Genomic DNA, 24,560 nt, shown 5'->3' with positions numbered 1-24,560 from the left:
ACTCGGCCGGGGCCGGTCTTGCGAGCGTGTCGGGCGTCACATTCGACGTTCCCCCAGGAGAGCCCATGAAGACCAAGGCCGCAGTCGTCTACGAGACCGGCAAGCCGATCGTGATCGAGGAGCTGACCCTCGACAAGCCGCGTGAGGGCGAGGTGCTGATCCGTTACACGCACGCCGGCCTGTGCCACTCCGACGTCCACATCGCCCACGGCGACCTGGAGGCCCGGCTGCCGATGGTCCTCGGCCACGAGGGCGCGGGCGTCATCGAGGAGGTCGGCCCGGGCGTCACGCGGGTCAAGGTCGGCGACCACGTCGTCTGCTCGTTCATCCCCAACTGCGGCACCTGTCGCTACTGCGCCAACGGCCAGCAGTCGATCTGCGACATGGGCGCCACCATCCTCGACGGCTACCTGCCCGGCGAGCGCTTCCCGATCACCGGCCCCGCGGGCGAGTACGGCGCGATGTGCATGCTCGGCACCTTCAGCCAGTACGGCGTCATCCACCAGAACTCCTGCGTCAAGGTCGACGACGACCTCCCGCTCGAGAAGGCGGTCCTGGTCGGCTGCGGCGTGCCCACCGGCTGGGGTGCGGCGGTCAACACGGCCGAGGTGAAGGCCGGCGAGACCGTCGTGATCATGGGCATCGGCGGCATCGGCATCAACGCCGTCCAGGGCGCCGCGCTCGCCGGCGCGAAGAACGTCATCGCCATCGACCCGCTCGCCAACAAGCGCGAGAAGGGGATGGAGCTCGGCGCCACCCACGCGTTCGAGTCGGCCGAGCTGGCCATGGAGACGATCACCAACCTGACCCGCGGCCAGATGGCCGACTCCGCGATCCTCACCCCGGGCCTGATGACCTCCGAGATCGTCGCCGACGGCTTCAACGCGGTCGGCAAGGGCGGCAAGGTGGTGCTCACCGGGCTCAACAAGCTGGAGGAGACCAACATCCAGCTGCCCGGCTCGGTGCTCACGCTCTACCGCAAGGAGCTGCGCGGCAGCCTCTTCGGCGACTGCAACCCGACCGTCGACATCCCGCGGATCCTCGGCCTCTACCAGTCCGGCGACCTCAAGCTCGACGAGATCATCACCCGCACGTACACCCTCGACGAGGTCAACGAGGGGTACGACGACCTCCTCAACGGCAAGAACGTCCGGGGCGTCGTCGTCCACGAGCACTGATGACGGCAGTGCTCGCCGCGCTGGCGGTGGTCGACCGTGCGCGGGAGACCGAGCTCCTCGAGGCGGCGCTGGCCAGCGGCGCCCACGTCGTCCTCGAGGGGCCTCCCGGCACCGGCAAGACCACCCTGCTGCGCCGGGTCGCAGCCGCCCGGGACGGCTCGTTCGCCCTCGTCGAGGGCAACGCCGAGCTCACCCCGGCGCGGCTCGTCGGCCACTTCGACCCGGCCCTCGTGCTCAGCCGCGGCTACCAGCCCGACGTCTTCGTCGACGGACCGCTGCTCACGGCCATGCGCGAGGGCGGCCTGCTGTACGTCGAGGAGCTCAACCGGGTGCCCGAGGAGACGCTCAACACCCTGCTCGCCGTGATGTCCGAGCGGGAGATCGTCGTGGCCCGGCTCGGGCTGGTCCGCGCGGCGCCCGGCTTCGCGGTCGTCGCCGCCATGAACCCGTACGACGCCGTCGGCACCGCCCGCGTCTCGTCGGCGGTCTACGACAGGACCTGCCGGATCGCGATGGGCTACCAGTCCGCCGAGGCGGAGGCGCAGATCGTCGCGCAGCGGGCTCCGGCGCCGTCGGAGGCGTGGCGGGACCGGGCGGTCGCGCTGGTCCGGGCCACCCGCGAGCATCCCGAGCTCCGGGTGGGCTCGTCGGTGCGCGGCACGATCGACCTGGCCGGCATCAACCACCAGCTCGCCCGCGCCCGCGGGGTCGCCGAGGACGACTGGCGGGCCGGCCTGGACGCCGCCCTGGTCGCGCTCAGCGGGCGGGTCCGTGTCGACGAGTCGTCGACGCGGCGGCCGGAGGAGATCATCGCCGAGCTGTACGTCGCGCACTTCGGCACCGACCCCGCCGACGCCGCCGACGGCTCGGACGGCTCCGAGGAGCGGGAGGAGCAGCGGTCGGGGGAAGCCTGAGCCCGCCCCAGCTCGGGGCGGGCGCCACCCCACCACCCGCGCCGCCGCCGACCTCGCGGCGCGGCCGCCCGGACCGGACCCACGGGCGCGCCGAGCTGTCCCGCCATCCCCGCTTCGGGGAGCTCTCGCCGGAGGTCGGCGAGCTCGACGTGCAGGCGGTCGAGGCGGCTGTCGCCGAGGAACCGGACGACGTCCTCCCGCTGCTCGCGCTGATGAGCCGGGCCACCGACCCGGCGCTGCGGGCCCGGGTGCAGGCGCTCGTGCCGCGGCTGGTCCTGGAGCGGGCGCGCAGCGGGCCGGCGGGTCGGATCGGCGCCGGTCGGCTGCGTCCCGCGCGGGCCGACCGCGGCGGCGACCTCGACCTCGACGCCTCGCTGGAGGCGGTCTCGGCGGCCCGCGCCGAAGGCCGGGCGCCCGCGCTCGACGAGCTCACCTCGTCGGTCTGGGAGCGGCCGTCGACCGCGCTCTGCCTGCTCGTCGACAGGTCCGGATCGATGGACGGCCGGCGTCTCGCGACCGCCGCGATGGCGGCCGCGGCCTGCGCGCTGCGGGCGGCCGAGTCCGGGGGAGAGCTCGCGGTCGTCGCCTTCGACCGCCGGGCCGAGGCGGTGGTCGGGCTCGGTACGGCGACCCCTGCTCGCCGTGCCGTCGAGCGGGTGCTGGGCCTGCGCGGCCACGGCATGACCTCGCTCGACGCCGCCCTGCGCGCGGCCCGCGACCAGCTCGCGGGAGCGCGGGCGCGGCGCCGGATCACCGTCCTGCTGTCCGACTGCCGGGTCACCGACGACATCGACCCGTTGCCCGCCGCGAGCGGACTCGACGAGCTGCTCGTCATCGCGCCCGCGTCCGACGACGAGGAGGCGCGGCACTTCGCGCGTGCGGCGGGCGCGCGGGTCGCGTCGCTCGACGTCCTCGCCGAGCTGCCCGTCGTCCTCGACCGGCTGCTCGCACCCTGACCGCCCCGCCCCGGCTGACCGGCCGATTGTCCAGAAGCTGAACACCCCCGGCTGCTGCGGGCCACGACGCTCGGCCCACCACCTGACACCCAACCCGGAGGACCACATGACCGACCTGCTCACCCCCACCGACCACACCGTGCTCCCGCAGGTACGCGACTGGCTCGCCCGCCCCAAGGGCCTGTTCATCGGCGGCTCGTGGGTCGATGCCGCGTCCGGCCGCACGTTCGAGACCCGCGACCCGGCCACCGGCCAGGTGCTCACCCAGGTCGCTCACGGCCAGGCCGAGGACGTCGACCGCGCGGTCCGCGCCGCCCGCGCCGCCTTCGAGGGCGAGTGGGCGCTGTGGACGCCGGCCCAGCGCCAGCGCCTGCTCTACCGGATCGGCGAGGCGATCTACGACCACGCCGAGGAGCTCGCCCAGCTCGAGTCGCTCGACAACGGCAAGTCCGCCGGCGTCGCGCAGGCCGTCGACATCACCTGGGTCGCCGAGCTCTTCCAGTACTACGCCGGCTGGGCCACCAAGATCGAGGGACGCACCATCCCCGTGTCGGTGCCGTGGGCGCCCGGCACGCAGTGGCACGCCTACACCCTGCGCGAGCCGGTGGGCGTCTGCGGCGCGATCGTGCCGTGGAACTTCCCGCTGCTGATGGCCGCCTTCAAGGTCCCCGTCGCGCTCACCTGCGGCAACACCGTCGTCCTCAAGCCGGCCGAGGACACGCCCCTCACCGCGCTCCGCCTCGCCGAGATCATGGCCGAGTGCGGCCTGCCGGACGGCGTCTTCAATGTCGTCACCGGCTACGGCGACGCGGGCGCCGCGCTGGCCGCCCACGACGACGTCGACAAGATCGCGTTCACCGGCTCGACCGAGGTCGGCAAGCTCATCGTCGACGCCGCCAAGGGGAACCTGAAGAAGGTCAGCCTCGAGCTCGGTGGCAAGAGCCCGCAGGTGGTCTACGCCGACGCCGACCTCGACCTCGCCATCCCCGGCACCGCGTCGGGCTTCCTCTTCAACCAGGGCCAGACCTGCACCAGCGGCACCCGGCTGCTCGTCGAGGACCGGATCTTCGACGAGTTCACGCAGGGCGTCGCCGAGGTCGCCGCCGCCAGCAAGATCGGCCCCGGCCTCGACCCGGCCACCCAGGTCGGCCCGCTGGTGTCGCAGACCCAGCTCGAGCGCGTGCTCGGCTACGTCGACCAGGGCCTGCGCGACGGCGCCCGCGCGCTGACCGGCGGCCGCCGGCACGGCGACGAGGGCTATTACGTCGAGCCGACCGTCCTGGTCGACGTCGACGCCTCGTTCAGTGTCTACCGCGAGGAGATCTTCGGGCCGGTCGTCGTCGCCACGCCGTTCAGCGCGGAGCGGGGCGTGGCCGCGGCGGCCAACGACACGCCGTACGGGCTGGCGGCGTCGGTGTGGACCCGCGACGTCGGCAAGGCGCACCGCACCGCACGCCAGATCAAGGCCGGCACGGTGTGGATCAACTGCCACAACGCCTTCGACGCGGCCCTGCCGTTCGGCGGCTTCAAGCAGTCCGGGTGGGGCCGCGAGCTCGGCGCGTCGGCGATCGACGCCTACACCGAGCAGAAGTCGGTCAACGCGCTCCTGACGTGACGACCTCGGCGACGGCGCCGGTGAGCGCGGACGACGTCCGCTCGACCATGTCGAGGACGTTACGGAAGCCGGCGTCGCCGCCGTAGTAGGGGTCGGGGACCTCGCCCTGGTCGTCGGGGTCGAAGTCGCGGAACAGCCGCAGCCGTGCGGGATCCGCCTCGCCGAGCGCGCGCAGGTCGTCGAGGTTGTCGTGGTCCATCGCGAGCACCAGGTCGTACTCGTCGAGCCACGCGGCCCGGACCTGCTGGGCGCGGTGCCGGCTCGCGTCGTAGCCCTCGGCGGTGAGGAGCGCGGCCGCGCGCCGGTCCATCGGCTCGCCTGCGTGCCAGTCGCCGGTGCCGGCGCTGATCACCTCGACCACGTCGTCGAGTCCGGCGTCGGCGACGCGGGCGGCGAGGACGACGTCGGCCATCGGCGAGCGGCAGATGTTGCCGAGGCAGACGACCGCGATCCGGTAGCGGCCCGGCGTCCGGGGCGCGGGAAGCGGGGGCAGCGTCATCGGTCCAGGGCCGTCAGTCGTCGACGCCGAGGATCGCGTCGAGGAACCAGGTCGTGACGCTGATGATGATCGAGCCCCAGAAGGCCGCCCAGAAGCCGTCGACGTGGAAGCCGATACCGACCACGCCGGCCAGCCACGCGGTGAAGATCAGCAGCAGCGCGTTGAGCACGATCAGGAAGATGCCCAGCGTCACCAGGATGAACGGGATCGAGAGCACGGTCAGCAGCGGCTTCACCCAGGCGGTGACCGCGCACGAGATCAGCGCGACCAGCAGCAGGGGGAGGATCTTGTCGTCGAACTCCGCCCGACCCTCGGTCGCGCCCTTGAACCAGATGCCGTCGATGAGCTGGGCGGCGACGGCGAGAGCCGCCGAAGTGATCGCCCAGCGGGACAGGAAGGCCAGCATGGCCTCACCCTCTCATTCGAGTCCCAAGGCGTCGATGATCTCGACCTCGGCGTCGTCGATGTGGCGACGCAGGAAGGCGGCGGCGCCGTCGGGTCCGTCGATCCGGTCGGCCTCGAGCAGCGTCACCAGCCCCTCGTGGGACTCCGCCTCGTCGTGGGCGTTGCGCCGGATCCGGTCGACCTGCGCGAGCGCCAGCTTGAGCTCGTCCATCAGCGTCTCGGCCATCTGTACCAGCCGCGGGCTTCCGGTCAGCTCGACGAGCGAGACATGGAAGGCGAGGTGGCGCTCGTTGAGCTCCTCGTACGACGCCCGCCCGCCGCGCACCGCGCCGGTGTAGGCGTCGAGCGTCTCGCGGACCCGTGCCCGCCGTGCCTCGTCGGCGCTTGCCCAGGCCTGGACGCCGGCGCCCTCGAGCACCCAGCGCGCCCGGCACACGTCGCGCACCGACTCGGCCCGCGGCGTCGCCACCGCCACCCCGCGATGCGGCTCGCGGACGGCGAGGCCCTCGGCGACCAGCGCGTTGAGCGCCTCGCGGACCGTGGGCCGGGAGACGCCGAGCGACTCGGCCAGCGCGAGCTCGCGCAACGGCGTACCGCTCTCCAGCTCGCCCTCGAAGACCGCACGGCGCAGCTCGGCCGCGACCCGCGAGACCGTCGACGCGTGCTCCGCGCCGAGGGTCGCGAACCGGCCCTTCGATGCTGCAGACGTTGCGGGCATGCGCCCATTGTGCCGTCGGTGCGGAGGATCCACGGTCGTGCGCACGTGTCGCGGGATACGGTGTGTCCCACCGCCGACCCTCGACCCCCCGCAGGAGACCCGGGTGCCCGGACCGACGCCCCGCCAGCCCGGCTGGTATCCCGACGACGACGGCCACCAGCGCTGGTACGACGGCAACGACTGGACCGACCACGTGCGCGACCCCGAGCCGGAGACCGCGCCCGAGCCCGCGCCCGAGCCGGAGACGGTGACCGTGCCGGAGCCGGAGCGGACGGCGGTGCTGCCGACCCTGCCGCCCCCGACCCCGCTCGCGCCCTCGCTCGCCGTGGGCGGCGGCAAGGGGCTGCGGGTCGCGCTGGCCGTCGGCGGCGTCCTGGTGGTCGTGGCGATCGCGGCCGTGGGCGGCGTCGTCCTGTTGAGCAAGAGCAGCGACGACAAGCCCGACACCACCTCCGAGCAGGCCACCACCGCCGGGCCCACGACGAAGGGCCCGGAGCACCGGCCCTCGCTGGACCTGCCCACGATCGACCCGTCGGACTTCCCGTCCGGCTTCCCGACCGAGCTGCCGACCGGGCTGCCGACCGGGCTGCCCGACATCCCGAACCTGCCGACCGGGATCCCGACCGCCTTCCCCAGCGACCTGCTGCCGTCGGACTTCCCGACCGACGCGTCGGGCTGGGAGGAGTGGTTCAAGGAGTACATGAAGCAGGTGAAGCCGCAGTGAGCGACCTGCCCCCGCCGCCCTCGTCCCCGCCGCCCTCGTCCGCGCCGCCCTCGTCCCCGCCGCCCTCGTCCCCGCCGCCGGGCTTCCCGCCGCCCGGGTTCCCGCCGCCTCCGTCGTCCCCGCGCCCGGGCTTCCCGCCGCCGCAGCCGCCCCGCAAGGGCAACGGACTGTGGATCGCGCTCGCGGTGATCGGCGTCCTGGCGCTGGTCGGGATCGTCGTCGGGCTGGTCCTCGCGCTCACCGCCGACGGCGACGGTGCCGACCGCGACGGCGACGGCGGCACGGCGTCGCCCACGCCGACCGTCACCACCGAAGCCACCACCGAGGTCACGACCGAGACCACGGACGCCTCGCCGACCTCGCCGACCTCGCCCGCGAAGCCCGGCGGCACCAGCACCGCGAACGCGGTCCCGGACGAGCCGGGCGCCGTCGTCCAGGCGCTCCTCGACTCCGTCTTCGACGGCGACTGCGCGACCGCCGAGGACCTGGTCACCGACAAGTACCTGACGTCGGAGGGCCGCTGCACCGACGACGAGATCCCCAGCGGCTACGACGAGCAGGTGCGCTACGACGTCGGCAAGGCCACGATCACCGGGACGAAGGCGACGGTGCCGGTCCAGATCGAGGCGTTCGGCGACAAGTCCAGCTCGGTGATCACGCTGATCCGGGTCGACGGCCGCTGGCGCGTCGACGCGGCCGACTGACGAGGCCGACTGACGGGCCGGCCGACCAGGTCGGACCAGGTCGGACCGTCGCGAACCGGCAGACTGGGTGGCCGAAACGTCTTAGGCTGAGCGCATGACGCAGCCGCCGTACGGTGCTCCGCAGGGTCTCCCGCCGCAGCCTCCGCCGTACCTCGGCGGCGCGCCGGCCCCGCAGCAGCACCCCCAGTACCAGCAGCAGTACCCGCAGCAGTACCCGCAGCAGTACCAGCAGCAGTTCCCGCCGCAGGGCGGCTACGGGCCCGCGCTGCCGCCCCCGCCGCCGTCGGCCAAGCGCACCATCGGCTTCACCATGGGCCTGATCACCGCGATCGTGCTGATCGGCTTCGTGGTGGTCGTCGCGATCATCACCGCCACCAACTGATCCCGGTCTCACCCGGCATTCCTGTCCGGTTTCCCGGCGAAACGCGACAGGAATGCCGGGTACGACAGCGGCTCCCCACGAGGTGGCCTGACAGGATCGGGACCCATGAGGTCCTTCTCCGCCGTCGTCGCGGTCCTGCTCGCCACGCTGATCGCGCCCTTCGCGATCGGCGCGACGTGGGTGACGGCCCGCGTCGACGACCGTCAGGAGTACGTCGACACCGTCGGCGACCTGTCCGGCGACCCCGCCGTCCAGGACGTCCTCTCGACGGCGGCCGCGAATGCGGCGGTCAAGGCGCTGCAGCGCTACGTCCCCGTCGGGCTCCCGGGGGCCGTGCGCGACTGGGCGAAGGCGGCGGCCGAGAAGGTGGTGCAGGGCCCGGCGTTCCCGGAGTTCTGGCGCAGCGCGAACGGCCAGATCCACGACCAGGTGGTCGCGATCCTCGAGGACCCGAATGCGCCCACCGACGGCGCGATCACGGTCGACGCGAGCCTGCTGGTCGCGCAGGTGCTGCTGCAGCTCGAGGATCGCGGCATCCCGGTGAGCGTGATCCCGAAGGTGTCGCTCACCGTCCCGGTCGCGAGCGAGGCGAAGGTCGCCCAGGCCGGCCCGATCTACCGCACCGCCGACCGGGTCAACCGGCTCCTGCCGATCGCCTGGGCCCTCCTCGTCGTGCTCGCGCTGGTGGTCGCGCACGGCTGGCGCGGCCGGGTCCGTACGGCGGGCTTCGCGCTGCTCGGGGTCGGGCTCGCCGTCGTCGTCCTGCTGGTCGCCACGGACCCGCTGACCACGGCGGTGATCGACGACGCCGACGCCAAGCGCCGCGAGCTGCTCGGCGTCCTGCTCGACGCGGTCGTCGGCTCGCTGCAGCCCTACGCCCGCGGCTTCCTGATCGCGGCGCCGGTCGGCCTGGTCCTGGTCGCGCTGTCGCTGCTGCCGCGGCGCACGCCGTCTTCGGCGATTCGCGGTGCGGAGGATCCCCTGACTCCCTAGGCTCGCTCGGGTGAGCGACCAGTTCCCCTCGCCGGGCCAGCCCGGCGAGCTGCCCCCCACGCAGATCGCGCCGACCTCGGGCGGCGGCCCCCAGCCGCCGTACCAGCCCCCGCCGCCCCCGCAGAACCCGCAGGCGCCGCAGCCGCCGCAGTACGGCGCTCCCGCCGGCTACCCGCAGCAGCCCGCGCAGCCCTACCCCCAGCCCGGCTATCCCGGCGCGGGCGGACCGGGCTACCCCGGCGGACCCGGCTACCCGGGCGGCCCCGGCGGCTTCACGCCCCCGCCCAGCGGCGGCGGCAAGAAGGGCCTGGTCATCGCGATCGTCGCGGGCGTCGTGGTCCTGGTCATCGGCGTCGTCGCCGTGCTCGCCTTCACCGTCTTCAAGCACGACGGCAAGGACTCCGCGGCCGACAAGCCCGCCAAGAGCGCCGAGACGACCGAGACGACCGACAGCACCGAGGACGCCTCGCCGACCGACGACACGACCGACGAGGTCGACCTGCCGACCGACGCGACCGGCCTCGACACGCCCGAGGGCGACCCCAAGGTGACCGCGCGGGCGTTCCTCGACTCGCTCCTCGAGGGCAACTGCCTCGCCGTCGAGGGCCTGACCACCCCCGACTACTTCGCCTCGGAGTTCACCGACCAGGCGGGCTGCGAGAAGGTCGCGGGCAACCAGGAGATGTCGAACGCGGAGTACGACTTCCAGGAGCCGGTCGTCGTCGGCCCGATCGCGACGGTCAACGGCGACGTCTACGCGCCGAGCACCGGCAAGACCCTGGTGTCCACCTGGATCCTCGACGGGACGTCGGGCGACTGGCTGGTCAGCGGCTACAGCTACACCGAGAAGTAGGGCGCGGCCTGAGGGCTCACCAGAACGACCTGCCGATCATGGGGACGAGTATCGTGGCAGCGAACGTGTGTTCCGGATCACACGTCACGCCATCCCTGTGACCGAGCCGGACCACGGAACGACCCCGACCCGTTCCGCGGCGGCGACCCCGCCGGGACGGATGCAAGGAGTGGTGATGACCGACCCCGTCTTCGGACCGGCCCCCGAGAAGGCCCAGGATCCCGAGCTGGTGCAGCTGCTGACGCCGGAGGGGGAGCGGGTCCACCATCCCGGCTTCGACCTCGACTTCACTCCCGAGCAGCTGCGCGGCTTCTACCGCGACATGACGCTCGTCCGGCGCCTCGACATCGAGGCCACCGCCCTCCAGCGCCACGGCGAGCTCGGCCTGTGGGCGCAGCTGCTCGGCCAGGAGGCCGCCCAGATCGGGGCCGCACGCGCGCTCGCGCCGCAGGACTTCGTCTTCCCGACCTACCGCGAGCACGGGGTCGCCTGGGTCCGCGGGGTCGACCCGGTCAAGCTGCTCAGCATGTTCCGCGGCGTCGACCAGGGCAGCTGGGACCCGGCCGAGCACAACTTCAACCTCTACACGATCGTCATCGGCGCACAGACCCTGCACGCGACCGGCTACGCGATGGGCGTCCAGCGCGACGGCCTGGTCGGCACCGGCGACCCCGAGCGCGACACCGCGGTCGTGGCCCACTTCGGCGACGGCGCGTCCTCGCAGGGCGACGTCAATGAGGCGTTCGTGTTCGCGGCGTCCTACAACGCGCCGGTCGTCTTCTTCTGCCAGAACAACCAGTGGGCGATCTCGGAGCCCTTCGAGCGGCAGTCCCGGATCCCGCTCTACCGCCGCTCCCACGGCTTCGGCTTCCCGGGCGTGCGGGTCGACGGCAACGACGTGCTCGCGACGTACGCCGTCACGCAGGCCGCGCTCAACCGGGCCCGCGAGGGCCAGGGCCCGATCCTGATCGAGGCCTACACCTATCGGATGGGCGCCCACACCACCACCGACGACCCCACGCGCTACCGGCTCAGCGACGACGTCGAGCACTGGAAGCTCAAGGACCCGATCGCCCGGCTCGAGGCCTACCTGCGCCGCAACGGCCTCGCCGACGACGCGTTCACGTCCGAGGTCGCGGCCGAGGCCGACGCGCTCGGCGAGCGGATGCGGCGCGAGTGCCACGCGCTGCCCGACCCCGACCCGCGCAACCTGTTCTCGCTGGTCCACGCCGAGCAGACCGCCGAGCTGGCGGCCCAGCAGGCGGCCTACGACGCCCACGTCGCGTCGTTCGAGGAGGTGCACTGAGATGACCACGATGACCATGGCCAAGGCCCTCAACGCCGGGCTGCGGCGCGCGATGGAGGACGACGAGAAGGTCGTCGTCATGGGCGAGGACGTCGGCACGCTCGGCGGCGTCTTCCGGATCACCGACGGCCTGCAGAAGGACTTCGGCGACGACCGGGTCATCGACACCCCGCTCGCGGAGTCCGGCATCGTCGGCACCGCGGTCGGCCTGGCGATGCGCGGCTACCGGCCGGTGGTCGAGATCCAGTTCGACGGCTTCGTCTATCCCGCCTACGACCAGATCGTGTGCCAGGTCGCCAAGCTGCACTACCGCAGCCAGGGGCGGATCAAGGTGCCGATGGTCATCCGGATCCCGTTCGGCGGCGGCATCGGCGCGGTCGAGCACCACAGCGAGTCGCCCGAGGCGCAGTTCGTCCACACGCCCGGCCTCAAGGTGGTCGCCTGCTCCAACCCGGCCGACGCCTACGCGATGATCCAGCAGGCGATCCGTGCCGACGACCCGGTGATCTTCCTCGAGCCCAAGCGGCTCTACCACTCCGCGAAGGGCGAGGTCGACGAGTCGGCCCCGCCGGCGCCGCTGTGGCAGTCGCGCGTCGTCCGGCCCGGCTCCGACGCCACCCTCGTCGGCTACGGGCCCACCGTCTCCACCTGCCTCGACACGGCCACCGTCGCCGCCGAGGAGGGCCGCTCGCTCGAGGTCATCGACCTGCGGACCCTCTCGCCGCTCGACCTGGTGCCGGTCTACGAGTCGGTACGCCGGACCGGCCGCCTGGTCGTCGTCCACGAGGCGCACGTGACGCTCGGCGTCGGCGCCGAGATCGCGGCCCGCGTCACCGAGGAGTGCTTCCACTCGCTGGAGGCGCCGGTGCTGCGCGTCGGCGGCTTCGACACGCCGTACCCGCCGGCCCGGATCGAGGAGGCGTTCCTGCCCGACCTCGACCGGGTGCTCGACGCCGTCGACCGGACCTTCGGGTTCTGAGGAGGTCTGCCATGACGAACGAGTTCAAGCTGCCCGACGTCGGCGAGGGCCTCACCGAGGCGGAGATCGTCGCCTGGCGGGTCAAGGAGGGCGACGTCGTCGCCATCAACGACATCGTGGTCGAGATCGAGACCGCCAAGTCGATCGTCGAGCTGCCGTCGCCCTACGCCGGGCACGTGCTCGCGCTGCTGGTGAAGGTCGGCGAGACGGTCGAGGTCGGGACGCCGATCATCCGGATCGGCGAGCCGGGCGACGCGGTCGCACCGGAGCCGGAGGCGCCGTCGGCCGCGCCCGCCGAGGCTGCCGCGACGGCGCCGGCGCCGAGCGGCCCGACGATCATCGACACCAACATCCCGCCCACCGGCCAGGCGACGCTGGTCGGCTACGGCCCCAAGCAGCGCGCGCTCAAGCGGCGCGCCCGCAAGTCCGACGCCGGCGCGACCGGCGCGACCGGCGCGGCCGAGGCGGCCGAGGCGCCCGTCGCTCCCGTGAGCGCGGGCGTCGAGGCGATCACCCGCCCGGCCCGGGCGCTGGCGAAGCCCCTGGTCCGCCGCCTGGCCCGCGACCTCGGCGTCGACCTGACCGCGCTGGTGCCCACCGGCCCGAAGGGCACGGTGAGCAAGGAGGACGTCCTCGCCGCCGCCGGAGGCCCGGCCGCGCCGACCGCCCTCGGCACGCCGGTGCCGGTCGCCGCCGACCCGGCCGGACGCGAGACCCGCGAGCCGATCAAGGGCGTGCGCAAGCAGATGGCCTCGGCGATGGTGGCGTCGGCATACTCCGCGCCCCACGTCACCGAGTGGGTGACCGTCGACGCGACCGCCACGGTCGAGCTCGTCGCCCGGCTCAAGGAGCGCCGCGAGTTCGCGGACGTGAAGGTCAGCCCGCTGCTCGTCGCCGCCCGCGCCTGCCTGCTGGCGATGCGTCGTACGCCGCTGATCAACTCGACGTGGGACGAGGCGGCACAGGAGGTCGTGGTCAAGCACTACGTCAACCTCGGCATCGCTGCCGCGACCCCGCGCGGGCTCGTCGTACCGAACGTCAAGGACGCGCACGCCCTCTCGCTCCTCGAGCTCGCCCAGGCCCTCGAGGCGCTCACCGCCACCGCGCGCGAGGGCCGCACCCAGCCGCCCGACCTCGCCGGCGGATCGTTCACCATCACCAACGTGGGCGTCTTCGGCGTCGACGGCGGCACGCCGATCATCAACCCCGGCGAGTCCGCCATCCTCTGCCTCGGCGCGATCAAGCCGCAGCCGTGGGTGGTCGGTGACGCGGTGGTGCCGCGGCAGGTGATGACGCTGTCGCTGTCGTTCGACCACCGGCACATCGACGGGGCGACCGGCTCGCGCTTCCTCGCCGACGTGGCCGACCTGATCAGCGACCCGGCGACGGCGCTGCTGTTCTGACTCCTGCGCCGGGTCAGGGGCGGGCGATCTCCACGATCCGGAGGTCGCCCTCGAGCCCGGCGAAGTCACCCGGGTTGGTCGTGACCAGCGGCAGCCGGTGCGCGACGGCGACGGCGGCGATCATCAGGTCGGCCACCCGTCGCCGGGGCGTGCGGCCGGCGTCGAGGACCGCGCCGCTCAGACGCCCGAACACCCGCGCTGCGTCGTCGTCGAAGGGCAGCGGGTCGAACTCATGCTCGACGCGCTGCAGCACGGCGAGGCGGCGAGCCCGCTCCTGACGCGCAGCGGCGTCGTCCCCGCGGACCAGCTGGACGCCGGCGGACAGCTCGGCCAGCGTGATCGCGCTGATCGCCAGCTCGTCCGGGAGTCGCGCCGGGTCGATCCGGGAGCGCAGGATCAGGATGTCGGTGTCGAGCAGCCCCCGGGGGAAGTCAGCGGGCATAGGGATCGTCGACCTCGGTGTCGAACGCCGCCTCCTGGTCGGCGCGGAAGCCCTCGAGGTCGATGTCGACCAGCTGCCGCGACCCCGCGATGAAGTCGGCGCGAGCGACGAACCGCCGCCGGATCCGCAGCGGCATCAGCTCGCCGATCCCGCGTCCGTCGCGCGTGACCGTGAACGACTCGCCGTGCTCGACGGCGTCCATGATCTCGCGCGAGCGCAGCCGGAGGTCGCGCTGGCTGACCTCGTGCGCCCGTGGGGGCATCGCTGACATTCCTCGACGGTAGCCCGTGGTAGCACCTGGTAGCACGTGGTAGCCCGTGGTAGCACGTGGTAGCACGGCGTGCTGCACCCCTTCTCGCCGACGTCGCAGACGTCCCCTCGTCGCGGTGGCGGGGCTCCCGCGCCGAGGTACGGCGCATGCGGCGTGGATCCGCTGCCATGGGGTAGGAACGACGGGTGTCCCTCCCCCCGCACCACGGCGCGCCCGCGCCCGGCGAGCAGATCGGTCCCTACCGGATCGTGCGCCAGCTGGGTCGCGGCGGCATGGGCACGGTCTACGAGGCGGTCGACACCAGCCTGCACCGGAGCGTGGCGCTCAAGGTCATCGCCCAGCGGTACGCCGGCGACCCCGCGTTCCGCACCCGCTTCGTGCGTGAGGCCCAGGCGCAGGCGTCACTGGACTCGCCCCACGTCGTGCAGGTGTTCGCCCACGGCGAGGTCGCGGGCCGGCTCTACATCGCCAGCCAGCTGATCCCGGACGGCGACCTCGGCGCGATGCTGCGCCACCACGGGCCGCCGCCGCCCGCGCTCGCCGTCGACCTGATCGCGCAGGTCGCCGACGGGCTCGCCGAGGCGCACCGGGCCGGACTCGTCCACCGCGACATCAAGCCGGCCAACGTGCTGCTGCGCAACCGCGGCACCGACACGGTCGCCTACCTCGCCGACTTCGGCATCGCGCGGCAGATCGGCGCGGCGACCAGCCTGGTCACCGGCGTCGTCGCGGGGACGCCGACGTACATGGCGCCGGAGCTCCACCGCGGTGCCTCGGCCGGACCGAGCACCGACGTCTACGCCCTCGGCTGCCTGCTGTGGGCGACCCTGACCGGGCGCGCGCCGTACGTCGGGGCGAGCGACGTCGAGGTCGTCGACGCACACCAGGTCGCCCCGGTCCCGCAGCTGCCGGCCCGGACGGCCTTCGAGCGTGAGCTCAACCGGATCCTGCGCGCCGCGCTCGCCAAGGATCCCACCGCGCGCTATCCCTCCGCCGCGGCCTTCCGCGACGACCTCCGCCACGCCCTGCGTACGACGTCCGCCACCCGCCCGCGCCCCGCACTCGTCGCCGCCGTCATCGCCGGGGTGGCTGCCGTCGCGGTCGCCGGCGTCCTGGCGGCGACCCTGCTCTCCCGCGGCGGCGACGCGGACCCGGGGGCGCGGACCACCGACCTCGCCACGACGACCGACACCGGCAGCGACACCGGCGGCGGTGACAGCGAGAGCGGCGGCACCGAGGAGCAGCGCGCGATCGCGAACATCGCCCGCACGCTCCGCGACCAGGGCAAGCTCGACGCCGCCGGCGCCGAGTGCACCGCCCGCTCGCTCGTGGAGAAGAACGGCGTCGCCGGCCTCCAGGACAAGGGCCTCCTCGACGAGGACCTCGAGCTCACCCAGGACCCGAACGGCAAGGTCGATCCCAAGGTTCTCGCTGACGTCTTCACCTCGACCGTCAGCTGCCTCTGGGACGGCGCGACCGCCAGTCCCTAGCTCAGCCGCGGCTCAGGAGTCGGCGAGCCGGATCAGCCCCATCATCGTGGCGATGTAGAGCGTCCCGTCCGGTCCGAGGTAGATCGCCGCGTAGTGGTTGTTCCACGGCAGTCCGAGCCCGGTCAGCCGGCTCCACCTGGTCTCGCCGGTGCGGATGTCGATGGCGGTGACGTACCAGGCGTCGAGCGGGTTCTTCGGCGGCTTCGAGTAGACGTAGACCAGGCCGTTGCCCAGCGACGCCTTCGGCACCGACGTCGGCGCGACGGTCGGGTTGGTCCAGGCGACGTGGCAGCCGCCGGGGTCGATCATCACGCGCGAGACGCCGGGCGTGGTGGTCTGCCCGAGCATGGTCGACTGCGGTCCGGCGTAGCCGTAGTTGTTCTCGATGATCAGCGAGTTCCCGGCCGCGACCAGGCTGTTCTCGGTGGTGCTCGCGCCGTCGGCGAGGACCGGAACCGAGCAGTGCTCGCGCTCGCCCGCCGGTACGCCGGTCCGGCGGTCGTAGACGATCACGTGGCTGCGCGGCGCGGCGTTGTCGGCGATCGCGATCCAGCGCTCGCCGATCAGGGTCGGGGAGGTGCCGGAGCCCTGCGACAGCATGCCCGGCTTCTTGCGGGTGCCGCGGTCGTAGGGGATCGCCCAGGTCACCGACGGCGTGCCCGCGGCGTCCGCGTCGAGCCGGTAGGTCTGGTGGGTCGAGACGATGAAGACGCCGCCGGTCTCGTCGCTCGACACCGAGTTGTAGATCCCCTCGCCGGCGGGCAGCTGCAGCGCGTGGACGGCGCCGGTCGCGCGGTCGAGCGTGCCGACCGTCCCGTGCTGGCTGAACCACCACACCCGCCCGGACCAGTCGACGCCGGTCGCGACCAGGCAGTCCCCGGCGGCGAGGTGCGACGCGAGCGGCCACGTCCTGCCCGCGACCAGCGTGCCGGCCGCGGTCACGCTCACCTCGGCGATGGCCGACTCGGTCGTCGTCGCGTAGGCGCGGTCCTGGCCGTCGAGGAAGAAGTAGGTGCCGCCGCACAGGTCGGAGAACGGGTTCGCGGTCTTGGTGAGGTCGCGGGTCGAGAGGCGCAGCTGCGACACCGGCCGCAGCGTCACCGGGTCGATCACCATCATGGTGAAGCCCTCGAGTCCGCCGCACAGCCCGACGATCCGGTCGTGGGAGTCGAACGCGATCGTCGCGCACTCCCGGATGCCGTACGTCGCCGAGCGCAGCGTCAGTCCGTGGCCGGTCGGCCCGGACACCGCGTAGGCGTCGGTGCTGTAGGCGTCGTCGTGCATGCTGCTGCGGCCGTTGGGCGCGAGGTAGGGGTTCTGCGGGACCGGCGGCGCGTCGAGCGGCTGCGGCGTCACCGGCGCGCCGATGAACTTCGGTGGGATCGCGTAGCCGAGCGGGCCCGGATCGGTCTGGGCGGACGCGGACGGCGAGCCGGACACGCTGAGGGCGAGGACGCCGGCAGCCGCGACAGCGGCCAGGGAGCGGAGGCGCATGGTCCGGAGAGTAGAACGCGTTCCAGTTTCTTGGGAAGCGTCTGGGCGAGAGGGGACTCCTAGCGCGGTGGCGTCCGACGGTCGAGCAGCCAGGCGTCGAAGAACCCCGAGAGCTCGACGCCGGTGGTCTTCTCGATCCAGTCGACATAGGTGCGCCGGTCGGCGTTGCCGTTCTCCTGCGCGGCCGGCCACTCGCGCAGGACCGTGAAGAAGCGACGGTCGCCGATCCGCTCCCGCAGTTCCTGCCACATCAGGGCCGGCCCGTAGTAGATGTTGCCGTCGCCGAACTGCGTCGGGTCGTAGGCGCCCGGTGGCCCGGCCGCCGCGCGCAGGCGACCCTCGAATCCGGCCCACTCGTCCATCTTGCGGTTGATGGTGACGCCCTCCTGCTCGGCCTCCCACATGCCCTGCAGGTACATCGCCATGCCCTCGTTCATCCACACGTCGGACCAGTCGGACGGCGTGACGGTGTCGCCGTACCAGTGGTGGGCGGCCTCGTGCACGAGCACCGCCTGGGACAGGCTGTAGGGGTTGTCGCCCAGCGTGACCATGGTCTGGGTCTCCATGCCGCTGTCGTTGTGGACGACGACGACCCCGAAGGTGTCGAACGGGTAGGGCCCGAGGATGTTCTCCAGCCAGTCGATCGCCTTCGGCGCGTAGGACGTCTGCCCGGGCAGGGCCGGGCCGTCGGCCGGCGCCCAGACCTGGATCGGGACGCCGCTGCGCGAGCTCAGCTCGGTGTGCCGGTAGCGGCCGAACGCCACCGTCACCAGGTACGACGACGCGGGCTCGGCCAGGTGCCACCGGTCGACGTCGTGGCCGCGCGCCGAGGACTCCTCGACCAGCTTGCCGTTGGCCACGCCCGACCAGCCCGGTGGCGAGCGCAGGGTGAAGTCGTAGAGGGCCTTGTCGGCGGGCTGGTCGTTGACGGCGTACCAGGTGAAGGCTCCGTAGGGCTCCTGCAGCGTCGAGGTCTCGTGGTCGGGGCTGATGTTCCACCCGACGCCGGCGCTGAAGTCGGAGCGCCGGCTCGGCGCGGGCGCGGGCCGGGGGGTGCCGGCGTAGTGGAGGACGAGCTCGTAGTCGCGGTCGCGGACGACCGGGTGGGCGATGGCGAGGCCGTGGCCCTGCTGGGTGAAGTGCGCGTCGGCGCCGTCGACGCTCAGCGTCGAGACGGAGAGCGCATCGCTGAAGTCGAGCGGGATGGACGCGGCGTCGGCGGTGGCGCGGAAGGTGAGCGTCTCGACCCCGGTGAGCAGGTCGCGGGTGGGATCCCAGGCGAGGTCGAGGTCGTAGTGGAGCGCGTCGACCAGCGGGTCTCCGACGTCGGGGTAGACGGAGTCTTCGCGGGTGTCGCTGCGGGCGATGGCGAGCTCGCCCGGGGCCGCGTCGTTGCTGGGGGAGGAGGTCGGGGACGGGACGCCGTGGGGTCGGCCGGCGCCCACCGGGTGGCCGCCGCACGCGGCCAGCGCCAGGCCGAGCGCGAGGCTCGCGCCCAGGGTGGTCAGCCGACGGATCCCGAACATGGCGACATCATGCCGGGAGGGTCCGACGCAACCTGAAATCTGACAGCGATTCACATTAGCCCGTGACCCGGGCGAGCCGGCCTCGTTGAGTCCGTGATCGGGGTCACCTCGGTGTGCCCGCGAACAGGGAGGTGGGAGTCGTGGTCGAGGACAACCGGATGCAGCCCGGCGCTGCGCGGCGCGTGGGCCTGGCGGTGCTGCTGGCGTTCGCCGTCGTGGCGGTCGCGATCGCCGTCCCCGTGAGCGGGGCGAGCGGCGACGGGACGCTGAGCCTCACCGCGGCCAGCGAGCAGGACAAGTCCAGCCGCGGGATCCCGCACGACGACCGGCTGCTCGCGCCGCACAACCACAACGATCCCCGCACCAAGAACGACGTCTCCCGCGGCCTCGCCGTGGGCGAGAAGGTGGTCGACCCGACGACCGCGCTCGAGCGCCGCTCGAACGAGGCGTACGTCGCCCGCGAGCGCGCGCTGCCCGACCCCGCCCTCACCACCGCCCGCGCCTACCCGGCCCGCGCCGCCGTGCCCGCCGACCGCTACGCGATGGCCGGCGGCTGCTACACGCTGAGCGCGGCGGGCGGCAGCTACGGCCCCTACTACTTCAAGGCCACCCGCCTCGGCGGCTACCTGCTGCACGGCCCCACCGGCGAGCTGACGGCCAAGAGCGGCGCGGTCACGGTCGCCGCCAAGCCGAGCCCGCAGGCCGACTGGACCGTCGTCAGGTCCGGCGGCGGCTACGTCTTCGACGTCGGCGCCCGCAAGAAGCTGGTCGCCAAGGCCGGCGGCGGGCTCGTGACCGGCGCGACCGGCACCGTCTTCGCGCTGCGCACCGCGACCGGCTGCCCGTCGTACCCGGAGGCCGACATCGACGTCACCGGCGAGCCCTTCGCCGGCATCACGCCGTACCAGGAGGTGCGCGGCTTCGTCGACGCCCACACCCACGGCATGGCCTTCGAGTTCCTCGGCGGCGACGTGCACTGCGGTCGCCCGTGGCACGAGTACGGCGCGCCGTACGCGCTGCAGGACTGCGCCGACCACAAGCTCACCGGTGGCAAGGGCGCGCTGCTCGAGTCGGTGCTCTCCGGCAAGCCGTCGCACGACCCGGTCGGCTGGCCGACCTTCAAGGACTGGCCGGCCCCGGAGTCGCTGACCCACGAGGGCACCTACTACCGCTGGCTCGAGCGCGCCTGGCGCGGCGGCGAGCGGCTGTTCGTCAACCTGCTCGTCGAGAACAACAAGCTCTGCCAGCTCTACCCGATCAAGCGCAACTCCTGCGACGACATGACGTCGATCCGGCTGCAGGCGCGCGACATGGTGAAGATGCAGGACTACATCGACGCCCAGTTCGGCGGCCCCGGCAAGGGCTTCTACCGGATCGTGAAGGACCCCTTCGAGGCGCGCCGCGTCATCAACAGCGGCAAGATGGCCGTCATCATGGGCATCGAGACGTCGATCCCGTTCGGCTGCACCTACAAGAAGGTGCTCGGCAAGGACTTCCCGGCCTGCACGCCCGGCGAGATCGACGCCAACCTCGACGCGATGCACAAGATGGGCGTGCGTCAGATGGAGCTCGTCAACAAGTTCGACAACGCGCTCGCCGGCGTCGCCGGTGACGCCGGCGCGATCGGCCCGCTGGTCAACGCCGCGAACTTCCTCGAGACCGGCTCCTTCTGGGCGATGGAGCACTGCGAGCCGGCCGACGGCGAGTCGTCCGACAACGCGCAGATCACCCTCCCCGACATCACCGCCGGTCAGCAGGACGCCCTCTTCGGCGCGGTGGCCGAGGTGCTCGGGATCCTGCCGGCGCTGCCGATCTACCCGCAGCCGGCGCACTGCAACAAGCGCGGCCTGACCGAGCTCGGCGTCCACACCATCGAGGGCCTGGCCAAGCGCCGGATGGTCTTCGACCCCGACCACCTCTCGGTCAAGGCGCGCGCGTCGTCGATGGACGTCATCGAGGACCTCCGCTACCCGGGCGTCATCTCCAGCCACTCCTGGTCGACCCCCGACACCTACCCGCGGATCTACAAGGCCGGAGGCTTCATCACGCCGTACGCCGGCGACTCGACCGGCTTCGTCCAGAAGTGGCGCCGCCACCTCGGCTGGGCCGACCCGCGGTACTACTTCGGCTTCGGCTTCGGCGCCGACATCAACGGCCTCGGCGCGCAGGGCAACCCGCGCGGCAAGAACGTCCCCAACCCGGTGACCTACCCCTTCACCGGCCTCGGCGGCGTCCGCATCGACAAGCAGCGCGCCGGACAGCGGGTCTGGGACATCAACGCCGACGGCGTCGCGCAGTACGGCCTCTACCCCGACTGGGTCGAGGACCTGCGCAAGGTCGCCGACGCGCAGCACCGCGGCGACGGCGCCAAGATCGTCGACGACATGGCGCGCGGCGCCGAGGCGTACCTGCAGATGTGGGAGCGCGCGTACGGCGTCCGCGCCGACTCGTGCCGCAACCCCGGGCTGCGGATGACCAAGGCCCTGGCGCAGCGTCTCGCCAAGCGGATGGTCCGCCGGCACCTGAGCACGCGTGATGTCATGGCCCGCGTCGGACAGCCGTACCAGCGGCTGGGGACGAGCTTCGTCTTCTGCGCGAAGTCGAAGAAGCAGGCGAAGATCAAGGTCGTCGTCCGCTTCGGCGCAGCGGGGAAGGTGAAGGCCGTCCGCTTCCGGTGAGGGATGGATCACGGTCCAGAGCAAGTTACCTGCCGGTAGGCTCCGCCGTACGCGCTTGCTGGGGACGAGACGGGTAAGGCTTGCCTATCGGGGCCGAGTCCGGCGGTCCCCACTAGGCTCGTCCGGCGCACACCTGTGTGCGCGCCCCTGACTCTCTGCGGATGAGGAGCTGTTGGACATCATGCAGACCGTTGCGATCGTGATCTCCCTGGCGGTGTCGGTCGTCGCCGTCGCGCTGACGGTGCGCGCCGTGCGCGCCATGCTCGGGGTGATCAAGCGTGGTCAGCCCGCACCCGGCCGGACCGGCAACCCCGGCGGACGCACGGTGACGATGCTGAAGGAGACCTTCGGCCACACGCGCATGCTGCAGTGGACGTGGGTCGGCATCCTGCACTGGTTCGCCTTCGCGGCGTTCCTGTTCCTCTCCACCGCCGTCGCCGCCGCGTTCATCCAGCTCTTCGACGCCGAGTGGACGATCCCGATCATCGGCAAGTGGTACGGCTACGAGTGGCTGGCCGAGGGCCTCGGCCTGCTCGGCACGCTCGGCATCATCCCGCTGATCGTCTACCGGCTCACGCACCTGCCGTCCAAGCTCGGGCGCAAGAGCCGGTTCTTCGGCTCCACCATGTGGCAGGCGTTCTTCGTCGAGGCGATGGTGCTGCTCGAGAGCTCCGCGATCCTCTTCATCCGCGGCGCGGAGTACAACCTCGGCAAGCTCGAGGGCCACGCCGACCACGCGACCGGCGCGCACTTCCCGATCTCGCAGGCCTTCGGTGAGCTCTACCCGAAGGACGACGCCGAGGCGCTCAAGAACATCATCTACGTCATCGCGATGATCAAGATCGTCTCCGCGATGGTCTGGCTGATCGTGATCGCCACCAACCTGACCATGGGTGTGGCCTGGCACCGGTTCACCGCCTGGTTCAACATCTGGTTCAAGCGCGAGGACTCCGGCCGTACGGCGCTCGGCGCGGTCAAGCCGCTCACCTCGGCCGGCAAGCCGATCACGCTCGACGACGTCGACGACCTCGACGAGGACGCCGTCCTCGGCGTCGGCTCCATCTGGGACTTCTCCTGGAAGGACATCCTCGACTTCACGACCTGCACCGAGTGCGGCCGCTGCCAGTCGCAGTGCCCCGCCTGGAACACCGAGAAGCCGCTCTCGCCCAAGCTGATGATGATGGCGATGCGCGAGCACGCCTACGCCGCGGCCGGCGGCGTCGAGGGCGCGGCCGAGAAGGCGCTCGTCGGCAAGGCGGACGTCGACGCGGGCGAGTGGTTCTACAACCCCGAGGGCGGCGACTTCGTCATCGACGAGGACGCCCTGTGGGCCTGCACCAACTGCGGCGCCTGCGTGCAGCAGTGCCCGGTCGACATCGAGCACGTCGACCACTTCGTCGACATGCGCCGCTACCAGGTGCTCGTCGAGTCGAACTTCCCCTCCGAGCTCAACGGCCTGTTCAAGGGTCTGGAGAACAAGGGCAACCCGTGGAACATGTCGCCCACGGTGCGCCTCGACTGGGCCAAGGACCTGCCCTTCGAGGTCAAGGTCGTCGGCGACCAGATCGAGGACCTCGAGTCCGTCGACTGGCTGTTCTGGGTCGGCTGCGCCGGCGCCTACGAGGACCGTGCGAAGAAGACCACCCGCGCCGTCGCCGAGCTGCTCGACCTGGCCGGCGTCTCCTTCGGCGTCCTGGGCAACGGCGAGACCTGCACCGGTGACTCCGCGCGCCGGGCCGGCAACGAGTTCGTGTTCCAGGGCCTGGCCCAGCAGAACATCGCGACGCTGACCGAGGCGAAGGCCAAGAAGGTCGTCTCGACCTGCCCGCACTGCATGAACACGCTCAAGAACGAGTACCGCGAGCTCGGCATCGAGCTCGAGGTCATCCACCACACGCAGCTGCTCAACCGCCTGGTGCGCGAGGGCAAGCTGACGCCGGTGGCCGCGGGCGCGGGTGCGCACGCGCGCAAGATCACCTACCACGACCCGTGCTTCCTGGGTCGCCACAACCAGGTCTACACCCCGCCGCGCGACCTGCTGCAGATCCTGCCGGGCGCGGAGTTCGCGGAGATGGAGCGCTCGGCCGAGCGGTCCTTCTGCTGCGGCGCCGGCGGTGCCCGGATGTGGATGGAGGAGACCATCGGTGAGCGGATCAACCTGAACCGCACCGCCGAGGCCGTCGGCACCGGCGCCGACCAGGTCGCCGTGGGCTGCCCCTTCTGCCGCGTGATGCTGTCCGACGGCCTGACCAAGATGCAGGCCGACGGCGAGGCGCGCGAGGAGGTCGAGGTTCTCGACGTCGCCCAGATGCTGCTGGCGTCGGTCAAGGGCGAGCAGGCGACCAAGCTGCTGCCGGGCCAGGGTGCGCCGCTGGCGCCGAAGGCCAAGGTGGCTCCCGCCGCCGCGCCTGCCGCCGCCCCGGTCGAGACCAAGGCCGAGCCCGAGGCCGGCGACGTCACCATCACCGACGACACCGTCGTCGCGACCGAGGACGTCGGCCCGGCGGCCAAGGCGTCCGGCGGATCGTCGATGTTCGACGACCCGAGCTCGATGTTCGACACGCCCGCTCCGGCGCCGGCGGCTCCGGCCGCTCCCGCTGCTGCGGCGCCCGAGGCGAAGGCGGCGCCCACGAGCGGTGGGTCGCTCTTCGACGACGCCGGCTCGCTCTTCGACACCCCGGCTCCCGCTCCCGCGGCGCCGGCCGAGGAGAAGCCCGCGCCGGCCGCCGAGGCGAAGCCGGCCGCCGACCTGGGTTCGGGCGGCTCGCTGTTCGACCTCGCTCCGGCAGAGCCCGCTCCGGCGCCGGCCACGAAGGCCGAGCCCGAGCCGGCCCCGAAGGCCGAGGCCGCCGCCCCGGCTGCTCCGGCCCCGACGGTCGACCTGGGTGCCGGTGGCTCGCTGTTCGACATCGCCGCGCCCGCCGAGCCCGCCCCCGCGGCGGCTGCCCCGGCCGCGACTGCCGAGCCCGAGCCCGAGCCCGAGCCGACCCCCGAGCCGGCTCCGGCGCCCGCGCCCGCCGCCCAGACCGC

At 72.6% G+C, this 24,560-nt stretch carries 22 protein-coding genes; 15 read left to right on the top strand and 7 right to left on the bottom strand.

Features of this window, described 5'->3' with window-relative positions; translation table 11 throughout:
• Positions 1–65 precede the first annotated feature (65 nt).
• From AB4880_RS11635 to AB4880_RS11620, 4 genes are all read left to right on the top strand, one after another.
• Positions 66–1,178, top strand: a complete 1,113-nt coding sequence (locus tag AB4880_RS11635) for an NDMA-dependent alcohol dehydrogenase (RefSeq protein ID WP_367919402.1) — start codon at positions 66–68, stop codon at positions 1,176–1,178.
• Positions 1,178–2,092 (top strand): AAA family ATPase, encoded by a 915-nt coding sequence (locus AB4880_RS11630; RefSeq protein WP_367919401.1) that lies wholly within the window; start codon positions 1,178–1,180, stop codon positions 2,090–2,092. The genes AB4880_RS11635 and AB4880_RS11630 overlap by 1 nt, the downstream gene beginning before the upstream one ends.
• A gap of 149 nt (positions 2,093–2,241) precedes the next feature.
• Positions 2,242–3,048, top strand: a complete 807-nt coding sequence (locus AB4880_RS11625; protein ID WP_367919400.1) for a vWA domain-containing protein — start codon at positions 2,242–2,244, stop codon at positions 3,046–3,048.
• A 106-nt stretch (positions 3,049–3,154) separates the two neighbouring features.
• Positions 3,155–4,663 carry an aldehyde dehydrogenase family protein gene (locus tag AB4880_RS11620; protein ID WP_367919399.1) on the top strand — a complete coding sequence of 503 codons (1,509 nt, stop codon included), beginning with the start codon at positions 3,155–3,157 and terminating at the stop codon, positions 4,661–4,663.
• Here AB4880_RS11620 and AB4880_RS11615 read toward each other — a convergent pair.
• From AB4880_RS11615 to AB4880_RS11605, 3 genes are read right to left on the bottom strand one after another with little or no spacing between them, the layout of a single operon-like run.
• Positions 4,644–5,162 carry a low molecular weight protein-tyrosine-phosphatase gene (locus AB4880_RS11615; RefSeq protein ID WP_367919398.1) on the bottom strand — a complete coding sequence of 173 codons (519 nt, stop codon included), beginning with the start codon at positions 5,160–5,162 and terminating at the stop codon, positions 4,644–4,646. The two genes, AB4880_RS11620 and AB4880_RS11615, sit on opposite strands and share 20 nt — an antisense overlap.
• A gap of 13 nt (positions 5,163–5,175) precedes the next feature.
• A complete protein-coding gene (locus tag AB4880_RS11610; RefSeq protein WP_367919397.1) occupies positions 5,176–5,568 on the bottom strand; it encodes a phage holin family protein in 393 nt (130 codons plus the stop codon).
• Positions 5,569–5,580: 12 nt separating this feature from the next.
• Positions 5,581–6,285 (bottom strand): GntR family transcriptional regulator, encoded by a 705-nt coding sequence (locus AB4880_RS11605; RefSeq protein WP_367919396.1) that lies wholly within the window; start codon positions 6,283–6,285, stop codon positions 5,581–5,583.
• A gap of 103 nt (positions 6,286–6,388) precedes the next feature.
• Here AB4880_RS11605 and AB4880_RS11600 point away from each other — a divergent pair, with 103 nt between their 5' ends.
• The 8 genes from AB4880_RS11600 to AB4880_RS11565 all read left to right on the top strand — a co-directional run bounded on the left by AB4880_RS11600 (position 6,389) and on the right by AB4880_RS11565 (position 13,629).
• Positions 6,389–7,009 (top strand): DUF2510 domain-containing protein, encoded by a 621-nt coding sequence (locus AB4880_RS11600; RefSeq protein WP_367919395.1) that lies wholly within the window; start codon positions 6,389–6,391, stop codon positions 7,007–7,009.
• On the top strand, positions 7,006–7,713 hold the full coding sequence (locus tag AB4880_RS11595; RefSeq protein ID WP_367919394.1) for a hypothetical protein: 708 nt from the start codon (positions 7,006–7,008) through the stop codon (positions 7,711–7,713). The genes AB4880_RS11600 and AB4880_RS11595 overlap by 4 nt, the downstream gene beginning before the upstream one ends.
• Before the next feature lie 94 nt (positions 7,714–7,807).
• Complete coding sequence (locus AB4880_RS11590; protein ID WP_367919393.1) at positions 7,808–8,095, top strand: hypothetical protein; 288 nt, start codon at positions 7,808–7,810, stop codon at positions 8,093–8,095.
• 105 nt (positions 8,096–8,200) lie between these two features.
• Positions 8,201–9,088, top strand: coding sequence for a hypothetical protein (locus tag AB4880_RS11585; protein WP_367919392.1), 888 nt, complete (start codon positions 8,201–8,203; stop codon positions 9,086–9,088).
• A gap of 10 nt (positions 9,089–9,098) precedes the next feature.
• A complete protein-coding gene (locus tag AB4880_RS11580) occupies positions 9,099–9,941 on the top strand; it encodes a hypothetical protein (RefSeq protein WP_367919391.1) in 843 nt (280 codons plus the stop codon).
• Between the two features lie 175 nt (positions 9,942–10,116).
• Positions 10,117–11,247 (top strand): pyruvate dehydrogenase (acetyl-transferring) E1 component subunit alpha, encoded by a 1,131-nt coding sequence (gene pdhA / locus AB4880_RS11575; protein WP_367919390.1) that lies wholly within the window; start codon positions 10,117–10,119, stop codon positions 11,245–11,247.
• Position 11,248: 1 nt separating this feature from the next.
• Positions 11,249–12,226 carry an alpha-ketoacid dehydrogenase subunit beta gene (locus tag AB4880_RS11570; RefSeq protein ID WP_367919389.1) on the top strand — a complete coding sequence of 326 codons (978 nt, stop codon included), beginning with the start codon at positions 11,249–11,251 and terminating at the stop codon, positions 12,224–12,226.
• Positions 12,227–12,237: 11 nt separating this feature from the next.
• Entirely contained in the window at positions 12,238–13,629 is a 1,392-nt protein-coding gene (locus tag AB4880_RS11565; protein ID WP_367919388.1) for a dihydrolipoamide acetyltransferase family protein, read from the top strand.
• A gap of 13 nt (positions 13,630–13,642) precedes the next feature.
• Here AB4880_RS11565 and AB4880_RS11560 read toward each other — a convergent pair whose 3' ends face one another.
• Positions 13,643–14,071 carry a type II toxin-antitoxin system VapC family toxin gene (locus AB4880_RS11560; RefSeq protein ID WP_367919387.1) on the bottom strand — a complete coding sequence of 143 codons (429 nt, stop codon included), beginning with the start codon at positions 14,069–14,071 and terminating at the stop codon, positions 13,643–13,645.
• Complete coding sequence (locus AB4880_RS11555) at positions 14,061–14,342, bottom strand: type II toxin-antitoxin system Phd/YefM family antitoxin (RefSeq protein WP_367919386.1); 282 nt, start codon at positions 14,340–14,342, stop codon at positions 14,061–14,063. Before AB4880_RS11555 ends, AB4880_RS11560 begins: the two co-directional genes overlap by 11 nt.
• 185 nt (positions 14,343–14,527) lie before the next feature.
• Here AB4880_RS11555 and AB4880_RS11550 point away from each other — a divergent pair, with 185 nt between their 5' ends.
• Positions 14,528–15,832 carry a serine/threonine-protein kinase gene (locus AB4880_RS11550; RefSeq protein ID WP_367919385.1) on the top strand — a complete coding sequence of 435 codons (1,305 nt, stop codon included), beginning with the start codon at positions 14,528–14,530 and terminating at the stop codon, positions 15,830–15,832.
• A 12-nt stretch (positions 15,833–15,844) separates the two neighbouring features.
• On the opposite strand, the gene AB4880_RS11545 is transcribed toward AB4880_RS11550, so the two are convergent.
• The gene (locus tag AB4880_RS11545; RefSeq protein ID WP_367919384.1) at positions 15,845–17,326 is read right to left on the bottom strand and encodes a hypothetical protein; all 1,482 of its coding nucleotides are present in this window, start codon (positions 17,324–17,326) and stop codon (positions 15,845–15,847) included.
• Between the two features lie 59 nt (positions 17,327–17,385).
• Complete coding sequence (locus tag AB4880_RS11540) at positions 17,386–18,852, bottom strand: M1 family metallopeptidase (RefSeq protein WP_367919383.1); 1,467 nt, start codon at positions 18,850–18,852, stop codon at positions 17,386–17,388.
• A gap of 140 nt (positions 18,853–18,992) precedes the next feature.
• On the opposite strand from AB4880_RS11540, the gene AB4880_RS11535 reads away from it, so the two are divergent.
• On the top strand, positions 18,993–21,530 hold the full coding sequence (locus tag AB4880_RS11535) for an amidohydrolase family protein (RefSeq protein ID WP_367919382.1): 2,538 nt from the start codon (positions 18,993–18,995) through the stop codon (positions 21,528–21,530).
• A gap of 181 nt (positions 21,531–21,711) precedes the next feature.
• Positions 21,712–24,560 (top strand): (Fe-S)-binding protein (locus AB4880_RS11530; RefSeq protein ID WP_367919381.1); only part of this gene is annotated, 2,849 nt, incomplete at its 3' end.

It is taken from the genome of Nocardioides ginsengisoli (genome assembly GCF_039537225.1).
Classification (GTDB): domain Bacteria; phylum Actinomycetota; class Actinomycetes; order Propionibacteriales; family Nocardioidaceae; genus Nocardioides; species Nocardioides ginsengisoli.
The sequence above is the reverse complement of the archived record's forward strand: the minus strand, read 5'-3'. Positions and strand labels throughout refer to the sequence as shown.

Bases quoted from the DNA above. Each gene is read 5' to 3' on its own strand.
- AB4880_RS11635 (WP_367919402.1), top strand. From the start codon at position 66: ATGAAGACCAAGGCCGCAGTCGTCTACGAGACCGGCAAGCCGATCGTG.
- AB4880_RS11630 (WP_367919401.1), top strand. From the start codon at position 1,178: ATGACGGCAGTGCTCGCCGCGCTGGCGGTGGTCGACCGTGCGCGGGAG.
- AB4880_RS11620 (WP_367919399.1), top strand. From the start codon at position 3,155: ATGACCGACCTGCTCACCCCCACCGACCACACCGTGCTCCCGCAGGTA.
- AB4880_RS11615 (WP_367919398.1), bottom strand. From the start codon at position 5,162: ATGACGCTGCCCCCGCTTCCCGCGCCCCGGACGCCGGGCCGCTACCGG.
- AB4880_RS11610 (WP_367919397.1), bottom strand. From the start codon at position 5,568: ATGCTGGCCTTCCTGTCCCGCTGGGCGATCACTTCGGCGGCTCTCGCC.
- AB4880_RS11605 (WP_367919396.1), bottom strand. From the start codon at position 6,285: ATGCCCGCAACGTCTGCAGCATCGAAGGGCCGGTTCGCGACCCTCGGC.
- AB4880_RS11590 (WP_367919393.1), top strand. From the start codon at position 7,808: ATGACGCAGCCGCCGTACGGTGCTCCGCAGGGTCTCCCGCCGCAGCCT.
- AB4880_RS11585 (WP_367919392.1), top strand. From the start codon at position 8,201: ATGAGGTCCTTCTCCGCCGTCGTCGCGGTCCTGCTCGCCACGCTGATC.
- pdhA (WP_367919390.1), top strand. From the start codon at position 10,117: ATGACCGACCCCGTCTTCGGACCGGCCCCCGAGAAGGCCCAGGATCCC.
- AB4880_RS11570 (WP_367919389.1), top strand. From the start codon at position 11,249: ATGACCACGATGACCATGGCCAAGGCCCTCAACGCCGGGCTGCGGCGC.
- AB4880_RS11565 (WP_367919388.1), top strand. From the start codon at position 12,238: ATGACGAACGAGTTCAAGCTGCCCGACGTCGGCGAGGGCCTCACCGAG.
- AB4880_RS11560 (WP_367919387.1), bottom strand. From the start codon at position 14,071: ATGCCCGCTGACTTCCCCCGGGGGCTGCTCGACACCGACATCCTGATC.
- AB4880_RS11555 (WP_367919386.1), bottom strand. From the start codon at position 14,342: ATGTCAGCGATGCCCCCACGGGCGCACGAGGTCAGCCAGCGCGACCTC.
- AB4880_RS11545 (WP_367919384.1), bottom strand. From the start codon at position 17,326: ATGCGCCTCCGCTCCCTGGCCGCTGTCGCGGCTGCCGGCGTCCTCGCC.
- AB4880_RS11540 (WP_367919383.1), bottom strand. From the start codon at position 18,852: ATGTTCGGGATCCGTCGGCTGACCACCCTGGGCGCGAGCCTCGCGCTC.